Below are 8271 nucleotides of genomic sequence, written 5' to 3'. Positions count from 1 at the left end.
CGATCATTTTCTCTCGTAAGTTCGAATATCCGCCTCCGCCCTGACCGCGTCCCGCAGAAGCCGGAAATTTACACTCTGGTACCGCTTTCTTCCCTCCGAAGAGGTCTGGAGGGCGTCTGGCCCTCCAGCTCCCCCGACGATCATTTTCTCTCGGAAGTTCGAATATTCACCTCCGCCCCGCCCGCGTCCCGCAGAAGCCGGAATTGCCCGCTTCGGAACAATCTCCTCCTATCGAAGAGGTCTGGAGGGCGCCCGGCCCTCCAGCTCCCCCGAATATCATTTCCACACAGAAGTCCAGCATATCTCCCTCATTCCCCCCACATGCCGCAGTATTTGCAATCAACTGTCAATATGCTATAGTAAGACAATGGAACAGGGAGAGAATCAGGATGGAAGTTACGCAGAAAAAATTTGATCCGGCGATGGCTTATACGGCGACACCGCTGCCTCCGGCGCGCTGGAGCAGTTATGACGAGACACCGTTTGAACTGGAGGGGTTCGCATTCCGGAAACCGGGTGATCCGTTGCGGCGGTTGCCGGAATCCCGGCCGGAGTGCGCGTTCTCCGAGGCGGTCGATGTGTACGCCAATCACTCGGCCGGCGGCGTGCTGCGCTTCCGTTCGGATTCTCCCTTCGTCGCCGTGCGCGCCACCGTCACCTGCCACAACAATTCCGCCGATATCATGAGCATCGGCCGCTCCGGGTTCGACCTCTATATGGATGGCGCGTTCATCGCCGTAACCCGCAAGAACTATGACGAATTGAGCTTCCCCACACACTCGCTTGCCGGCGTGCTGACTCTTCCGGAAGAACCGGAACGGAAGATGCACGAGTTTGAACTCTATTTCCCGCTCTACGCCCGGGTCGATTTCTTCGAGATCGGTGTGGCGCCGTCGGCGCGGGTGGAGCCGCCGCGCCCCCGGCGGAATTCGTCCCCCGTGGTGTTCTACGGAACCAGCATCATCCACGGCTGCTGTGCCTCTCGGCCGGGGCTGGCAGAAACCGCGCAACTGGCGCGACTGCTCGACCGGCCCGTGCTGAATTTCGGATTTGCCGGTTCGGCGAAAGGGGAGCCGGAGCTGGCGGAAACTCTCGCCCGGGTGGAGAATCCGGCACTCTTCCTGCTCGATTACGACGCAAACGTCGATCTCGATCGGCTGGAGCAGACACTGCCGCGGTTCACCGACATCCTGCGCGAACGACACCCGGCGGTGCCGATTGTGACGATCTCGCAGCTGAGAATTCCGGCGGAACGGGAGGAGGGGGCCGCCACGCGGCTCCGGCGCAGTGCGATCCACCGCGCCAACTGTGAGCGGCGCCGGGCAATGGGGGATCCCGCCGTGTACTTCCTCGACGGGTTCGACCTGCTCGGAGAAAACTTTGCGGAGTGCTTCGTCGACGCGGTTCACCCCAACGACGTCGGTTTTCTCCGGGTGTCGGAGAAGCTCGCCGCATTTCTGCGCGGAAACCGGCTGGCCTGACGCGCCGCGTCAGAGGTCGTAGCAGGCGAGCGCTGCCTGACGGGCGGCGCTGGAACTCTTCGGCTTGAGGAGCTTGTGGACCTCCTCCATCCCCGCTTCCACTTCGGCGCGCCGTTCGCCGCCGGGCAGAATGCGCTCCACCGCCGGTACCAGCTCCTTCGGCGAAAAGTGGTGCTGGAGGAACTCTTCATAAATGGTCCGGTTGGCGATGATGTTCACCATCGTGAAGTAGCCGCGGTAGAGCCGGACCACCAGCGAGGCGAGCAGAATGGTGACCCAGTTGAGCTTGTAACCTACCACCAGCGGGAGTCCGGCGATGGCCGACTCCACCGTAACGGTGCCGCTGGCGGCGAGGCCGGTTCCGGCCCGCTGCTGCCAGTACGGGGTGTCCGCACAGCTGATGGTGACGGCCGGGGCATCGGGGTGTTTGCAGCGGTATTCGTGGTAGATTTCGTCGCAGAGCCGGGCGATCTTTTCCCGCGGGGCGCTGAGATGAAACTTCAACTCCGGATGACGCTCGGCAAGCCGGGAGATCGTGTCGAGCATCGGCCGCAGCAGGAAGTTGATCTCCATCGTGCGGCTGCCCGGCAGAAGCAGAAACTCCTCCGGAGAGCGCTCAATTTCCGGATTGCGCCGCTCTTCGACGATATCCACCAGCGGGTGGCCGACGAAGGTCGCCCGGAGCCGGGTCGGCGCGAAGACCTCCTCTTCGAAGGGGAAGATCACCAGCATCTTCGTGCAGATCTTCGCCAGCACCGGCAGACGCCATTTGCCCCACACCCAGAGGTGGGGGCAGACATACCAGACGACCGGAATCCGGTTCAGATACATCATCAGCGCGAAAAGCAGGTTGAATCCCGGGTAGTCGATCAAGACGACCTCGTCGGGACGCTCCTGCTTCGCCGCGCGGACCAGCCGGAAAAAGATGGCGACGAACGTGAAGATATGTTTCAGCACCTCGATCACGCCGACGACGCCGAGTTCGGTCGAATCGACCTTGAGATCGATGTCGGCCGCGGCCATCTGCGGCCCGCCCATGCCGGAAATCCGGACCGTGTCACCCCGTTCCGCGGCGATGGCGCGCAGTTCCCGGGCGAGCCGGGCGCCGTAAAGATCGCCGGAGGCCTCTCCGGCGAGGATCCATATCTTCTTTTCCGCCATTCGTATCAACCCTGGTTGACCTGCTGGAACTCATCCACCGCCTGCTGGGCGGTCTCCTGCAGGAATTTGACGTCGGAATTCGCCAGTTCGGCGGGAACGAGCCGGATTTCGCTCACCTTTTTCCCGTAGAGCATGGCGAACCAGACGCACGCCTGGAGATACTGCCCCCGGGGATTGAGATGGATGAGGTCGCGGTTGAGGTAGAGCTCCCCGGTGTCCGGATTCTTCCGCCAGGAGCACTGGCCGACCACGTCGCCCGCCTGCGGCGGCAGATCCGGCCAGGCGAGGGTGTCGATCAGCGCCGGGTCGTAGTTGACGAATTTGCGTTCGCTGTTGCGGCGGGTGAGCTGAACCGCGTAACCGGTGGGAATGATCCGCAACTTGTAGTCGCGCGCCAGTTTCGTGTAGTTTTCGGTCAGGCGCTCGTACATCTCATCCTGCGAGACGCCCCATTCGCTGCCCGGGAGCAGCTGCGGATGGTCGGCCCGGTAGGCCCAGGTCTGCTGGATCACCACCTCCGCCTGCGGCGCATGTTTCTTCACGTAGGCGATGATGTTCCCCGCCCAGGGCTGGAAGGTTTCCGGCCGCCAGCTGTCGTGGCTCGCCTGCTGGATGGTGACCACATCCCAGGCGCGCAGTTCGAGAATCGAACGGAGCTTTCGCCCCCCCTGATAGATGCGGCAGCGCACATCGCGCTCTTCCGCCTCGATATAGCTCCAGTGGCGCGCCAGTTCGCAGCCGCCGAAATTGGCCCGCTCAAAGTGAAGATCGCACCGGGCGGACTGAACCGCCGCCGGGAAGTAGAGTTCGAGGCTGTCGGTGAAACTGTTGCCGATGGTGAGGATATTCATTTGCTCTGCTCCTGAAAATTATTTGAGACCGAGGACATCCTGCATGTCGTAGAGCCCGGGATCCGCGTGCGTGAGAAACTTCGCCGCCCGGAGCGCTCCCTTGGCGAAGGTGTCCCGGCTGGACGCCTTGTGGGTGAGCTCAATCCGCTCGCCGTTGATGGCGAAGATGACGGTGTGGTCGCCGACCACGTCGCCGCCGCGCAGCGAATGCATGCCGATCTCATGTTTCGACCGGGCGCCGACCATCCCTTCGCGACCGTGGCGGACATCGGTCGCGTAGTTCCAGTCGCGCGCGGCGCACACCTCTTCGGCGAGCCGCACCGCGGTGCCGGAGGGGGCGTCCTTCTTCTGGTTGTGGTGCATTTCGATGATTTCGACGTCGTAGTCCGGCCCGAGGGTGCGCGCGGCCTCCCCCACCAGTTTGAACAATAGATTGACGCCGACGCTCATGTTGTAGGCCGAGACGATCCGGCCGCCGCGTTCGGCAAGTTCAGCGAGTTCCCCCTTCTCCGCGGCGCTGAGCGCGGTGGTGCCGATGACCGCGGCGCAGTGGTTTTCCACCGCAAGCCGGACCGCTTCCATGACGCCGCCGGTGGCGAAGTCGATGATGGCGTCGGCGTGTTTGACCAGCTCTTCCAGATTGGCGGTGATCTTCACGCCCGCTTCCCCGCAGCCGGCGACCAGACCGGCGTCCTCGCCGAGAAACGGAGATTCGACGAACTCCGTCGCTCCGGCCAGTTCGAATTCCGGATTCTCCATGACGTTGGCGACCAGCCGGCGGCCCATGCGGCCGGCGGCTCCGATGATGATGACTCTGATCATATTCGATCCTTCCATGCGGTTGTTGTATCTTTCTCTGCCGGTTTACAGCCCGGGAACGGCGCGCTGCTCCTGTTTCGGGACCCAGCAGGGCATCACCGGCATCCCGACCGGAAAGACCCGGACGTTCCGGTATCTTCCCGACTGGGCGACGAGGCTGTACGGAACAAACAGAAACGTGTAGGGCTGTTCTTCGTGGATGAGCCGGGCGAAGGCGTGGGCGATGGCAATCCGCCGCTCCCGGTCGAAGGTGCGGCGCATCTCCTCGATCAGTTTATCCGCCTCGGCGTTGCGGAACCCGATGTAGTTGCTGCTCTCCGGCTTGTCGCACTGGCTGGAGTGCCAGATCTGGTACATGTCCGGGTCGAACGGCGAGGCCCATCCGAGGCAGCTGGCGTCGAAACGGCGCTGGTTCAACCGCTGCAGATAGACCGACCACTCCACATTTTCGATCTTCATGTCGATCCCGGCGCCGGCCAGCGACTCCTTGATCAGCGGCATCATCTTCTGCTGAATCGGGCTGGTCGCGATCTGAAGCATGGTGAAGACGAACTTCACGCCGTCCTTCTCCAGAATGCCGTCGCCGTCGGTGTCGCGCCAGCCCGCTTCCGCCAGCTGCCGCTTCGCCTGTTCCGGATCGTAGGGCCAGGGCTGAATCGACGGGGCCGCGTAGGGGCCGTCCGGAAAGAACGGCCCGGTGGTGATCTTCGCCAGATTGAAGTAGATGTCCCGCAGGATCTTTTCGCGGTCGATCAGCATGGTCAGCGCCTGCCGCACCCGCTTGTCCTGAAAGAAGGGCCGGGTGAGGTTGTAGCCGATGTAGGTGTACTGCGGCAGCAGATAGCGGTATTTTTTGAGCTCTCCGCTGGTGAACTCCTTCCCACCGGTCCGCTGAATCCACTGGTCCGGGGTGAGGCCGAGCTGGTCGAGCGAACCGGCGAGCAGGGCCTGAAAGCGGGTGTTGGGGTGCTTGATGATTTCGTAGACCAGATAGTCGAGCGAAGGGCCGGCGCCGAGCGCATTCCCGAAATAGGCGGGGTTGCGGCGGAAGATCACCCGGCGGTCCTTCTCCCAGCGGACGAACCGGTAGGGGCCGCAGCCGATCAGCATCCGGTTGCGGCGGTGGTCGTTGTTGAACCGCTTCCCGTCGAACGGGCCGTCGTAGAAGTGATAGAAGTGGCGCGGCAGCGGCGACATGCCGAGCGTCGAGGCGCGGGAGCCGTAGTATTCAACCTTCCAGCGGACGACGAACTCGAAGTCGTTCACGATTTCGACCGATTCGAGATCCTGGTAGTAGGAGCGGATCGCCTCACAGTTGACGTCGGGATTCTTCACCACGTCCACGAAAAATTTGAAATCCGCGGCGGTCACCTCTTTCGGACCGTGTTTCACCCCGGTTTCCGGATCGGTGAAGGGGTCCCAGAAGACGCCGCGACGCAGTTTGATGCGGTAGGTTTTGTGGTCGGGAGAGATCTCCCACGACTCCGCCAGCAGCGGCTGGTATTCGGTCGGGTCCGCGTAGTTCGGTTCGGCGAGCGAGGAGACGCACAGCCCGTGAAATTCCGACGCGGTCGCCTCGTTGTTGATGAGCGGGTTCAGGTTCGGCGTATCCGCCGAAGTCGCCTGGATCAGACGCCCGCCCGGCACCGCCGCCGGGTCGAAAAACTGCCGGTTGGCGATGTTGTCGCCGGTGGGGGCCGCCGAAGCGGGGAGGGGGGCCCGGTCCGCCAGCGGCGTCGGCGCGGCGAGGGTGTGCTGGAGCTGTTCGAGCCGTTCGAGGACGCGCAGGTTGCTTTCCCGCACCCGGTCGAGTGCTCCGGTCAGCACCCAGCCGAAGTAGACCACCGCCAGAATCAGCACCGTCAGCAGAAACTTGACAAATCCGTTCCCGTTCATGGTGCCGCGCTCCTCAGCGTTGAGAGATGCGGTAGGTCATGACCGCTCCGAGAATCTGAAAGACGATGTTCGGCAGCCAGAGCAGATACTGCGGATAAAGTTTCGGGAAGGAGCTCAGCGATTCACAGAGGATGATCGACAGGAAGAACAATCCGGCGAGGATCACGCTCAGGAAGAGCCCCACGGAGGTTTCCCGGCGGCTGGTGCGGATCGCCAGCGGCAGGCCGAGCAGCAGGAAGGCGATCGGCGACAGCGCGAAGGCAATCCGCTGATTGAGCTCCACCTCCAGTTCGGTGGTGTCGCGGTTGAGCTCCTTGGTCAGCCGGATGCGCCCCATCAGGTCGGCGAGCGTCATGTATTTCGGGCGGACGCTGATCCGCTGGGCGTTGGCCTGCCGGCCGTAGTTGAAGCTGAACTCCAGCTCCTGCGTGTAGAAGCGGGTCGGCACGCCGCCGCCAGCTTTGTCCGCTCCGCCTGCGGTGGATTTCTTATCGATCACCAGGCAGTCGTAGAGGTGGACGATCAGGAGCTGTTTCTCCTTGTCCACCGAGAGTTCGCCGCGGGCGGCGGAGATGTCCTGCGCGACCGTCTGCGGATCGCTCAGCGTGTAGATCTGAACGCCCTTGATGCCGTTTTCTCCCTCCTTGTCGTCGATGTAGATGATGGTGTTCTCATACTCGATCGGCTTGCCGGGTTCGAAGATGGCCAGCGGCTGGTTGATCGCGGCGGTCTGCATGAGACTGCGGGATTTCCCCAGCAGCGGGGGGCCGATCTCCACCTGGAGATAGAGGCAGAAGAGGGTGAGAAAGAAGGTGATGATCAGAATCGGCGAAACGATCTGCATGATCGAGATCCCGCACGCCCGCATCGCGGTGATTTCGCAGTCGGCGGACATCCGCCCGAAGACCAGCATCACCGCCACCATGACCGCCCACGGCACCGTGAAGGTCAGGATGATCGGCAGAATGTAGAGCGTGAACTCCAGAAAGGTCCAGAAGGAGATTCCCTGCGAGACGTAATCGAGCACCTTGACCAGATTCGCCCCGGTCATGCCGAAGGTGAGAATGGCGATCGCCATCGAAAAAGCGAGCAGAAAACCTCGCGTCACATACCAGTTCAACGTTTTCATCGGTAAAGCAGACCTGTCGTTTGCAGTTGGATCATATCAGACGGTTCCATTTCATAAAAGATACATTGCAAAACCGGTTTTGGCAAACCGGATTGTTTTTTTTCCCCGGAATTCTCCGGGAATCGATAAAAAATCTTGAATATTTCGCGAATTGGTCGTATTGTATGAGTGTTTCGCATATCCTTTGAAAAAATCAAATCCCGGAGAACTCTTCTGATGAAAGTTGCTAAACTGCGTGTCTGGCTGCCGGCCGTGATCCTTGTGCTCGGCGCCGTTTTTGTATTCTGGATGAATCAGGCCTTCACCAACTCCGCTGCGCTGCGCGACATCTTCTGCGGCACCAGCAGTTCCGGGGAGGTGCTCGGGCCGGTCGCTCCCGGTTCGCCGAACAGTCTCGCCGCCCGCGGCGAACTGGCCGGACGCATTTCGATGCTGATCTTCTCGATCATCACCGTGATGCAGTTCCTCGCCTTCGGCGTCGCCTATGTGGTGGTGGACGGCATCCGGCGCAGTCCCGACGGCTGCAAGCTCAAGCTGCGCAAACTGGAGAATGCCGACATCTTCTTCGACGTGCCGCTGTACGTCGGTTTGTTCGGTACGGTGTCGGCGTTTCTGGTCATGACCTTTTCGCCGCAGAGCAGCCGGTTGATCGCCTACAGCTCGACGCTGATCGGAATCATCTTCAGCCTGATCCTGCGGCTGGCGATGCTCTGGCCGCTGCGACAGAAGCTCCTCTGCGGCAATGAAATCGGAGAGTGCGGCAAGTGAATCGGGCAATTCTCATCGTCATCTGCGACTTCCTGGTCTCGGCGATGCTGTCGATGATGACCGGCATGGTTCCGGCGCACGTCGGCGGCAGCGGGGTCGGGCTCGACGGGCGGACCACCGCGCTGCTCCTCTCCGAACTGCAGAACCGGCGGCAGCAGCTCGAGGC

Annotated in this window: 7 protein-coding genes; 2 read left to right on the top strand and 5 right to left on the bottom strand. The window is 61.9% G+C overall.

Translation table 11 applies throughout. The features are described from left to right. The first annotated feature begins 389 nt into the window (after positions 1–389). Entirely contained in the window at positions 390–1481 is a 1092-nt protein-coding gene (locus tag ACMLHG_RS16345) for an SGNH/GDSL hydrolase family protein (protein WP_295812757.1), read from the top strand. A gap of 9 nt (positions 1482–1490) precedes the next feature. Here ACMLHG_RS16345 and lpxB read toward each other — a convergent pair whose 3' ends face one another. Genes lpxB through ACMLHG_RS16320 form a run of 5 tightly spaced genes read right to left on the bottom strand, consistent with a single transcriptional unit; the run spans position 1491 to position 7337 of the window. Beyond that, a complete protein-coding gene (lpxB, locus tag ACMLHG_RS16340; protein WP_295812754.1) occupies positions 1491–2642 on the bottom strand; it encodes a lipid-A-disaccharide synthase in 1152 nt (383 codons plus the stop codon). A gap of 5 nt (positions 2643–2647) precedes the next feature. Beyond that, a complete protein-coding gene (locus tag ACMLHG_RS16335) occupies positions 2648–3493 on the bottom strand; it encodes a DUF4886 domain-containing protein (protein ID WP_295812750.1) in 846 nt (281 codons plus the stop codon). 18 nt (positions 3494–3511) lie between these two features. Beyond that, positions 3512–4315: a 4-hydroxy-tetrahydrodipicolinate reductase gene (gene dapB, locus ACMLHG_RS16330; protein ID WP_294433252.1), complete on the bottom strand. Its 804-nt coding sequence runs from the start codon at positions 4313–4315 to the stop codon at positions 3512–3514. A gap of 42 nt (positions 4316–4357) precedes the next feature. After that, entirely contained in the window at positions 4358–6208 is a 1851-nt protein-coding gene (locus ACMLHG_RS16325) for a peptide-binding protein (protein WP_417171167.1), read from the bottom strand. A 13-nt stretch (positions 6209–6221) separates the two neighbouring features. Further along, positions 6222–7337, bottom strand: a complete 1116-nt coding sequence (locus ACMLHG_RS16320; protein ID WP_295812745.1) for an LptF/LptG family permease — start codon at positions 7335–7337, stop codon at positions 6222–6224. 216 nt (positions 7338–7553) lie between these two features. On the opposite strand from ACMLHG_RS16320, the gene ACMLHG_RS16315 reads away from it, so the two are divergent. Then, the gene (locus tag ACMLHG_RS16315; protein ID WP_294433259.1) at positions 7554–8105 is read left to right on the top strand and encodes a hypothetical protein; all 552 of its coding nucleotides are present in this window, start codon (positions 7554–7556) and stop codon (positions 8103–8105) included. Positions 8106–8271: the final 166 nt, after the last annotated feature.

Source organism: Victivallis sp. (assembly GCF_048170485.1).
Taxonomy (GTDB): domain Bacteria; phylum Verrucomicrobiota; class Lentisphaeria; order Victivallales; family Victivallaceae; genus Victivallis.
This window is presented reverse-complemented; position numbering and strand designations above follow the sequence as displayed.

Coding starts and splice junctions, on each gene's coding strand:
- ACMLHG_RS16345 (WP_295812757.1), top strand. CDS start 390: ATGGAAGTTACGCAGAAAAAATTTGATCCGGCGATGGCTTATACGGCG.
- lpxB (WP_295812754.1), bottom strand. CDS start 2,642: ATGGCGGAAAAGAAGATATGGATCCTCGCCGGAGAGGCCTCCGGCGAT.
- ACMLHG_RS16335 (WP_295812750.1), bottom strand. CDS start 3,493: ATGAATATCCTCACCATCGGCAACAGTTTCACCGACAGCCTCGAACTC.
- dapB (WP_294433252.1), bottom strand. CDS start 4,315: ATGATCAGAGTCATCATCATCGGAGCCGCCGGCCGCATGGGCCGCCGG.
- ACMLHG_RS16325 (WP_417171167.1), bottom strand. CDS start 6,208: ATGAACGGGAACGGATTTGTCAAGTTTCTGCTGACGGTGCTGATTCTG.
- ACMLHG_RS16320 (WP_295812745.1), bottom strand. CDS start 7,337: ATGAAAACGTTGAACTGGTATGTGACGCGAGGTTTTCTGCTCGCTTTT.
- ACMLHG_RS16315 (WP_294433259.1), top strand. CDS start 7,554: ATGAAAGTTGCTAAACTGCGTGTCTGGCTGCCGGCCGTGATCCTTGTG.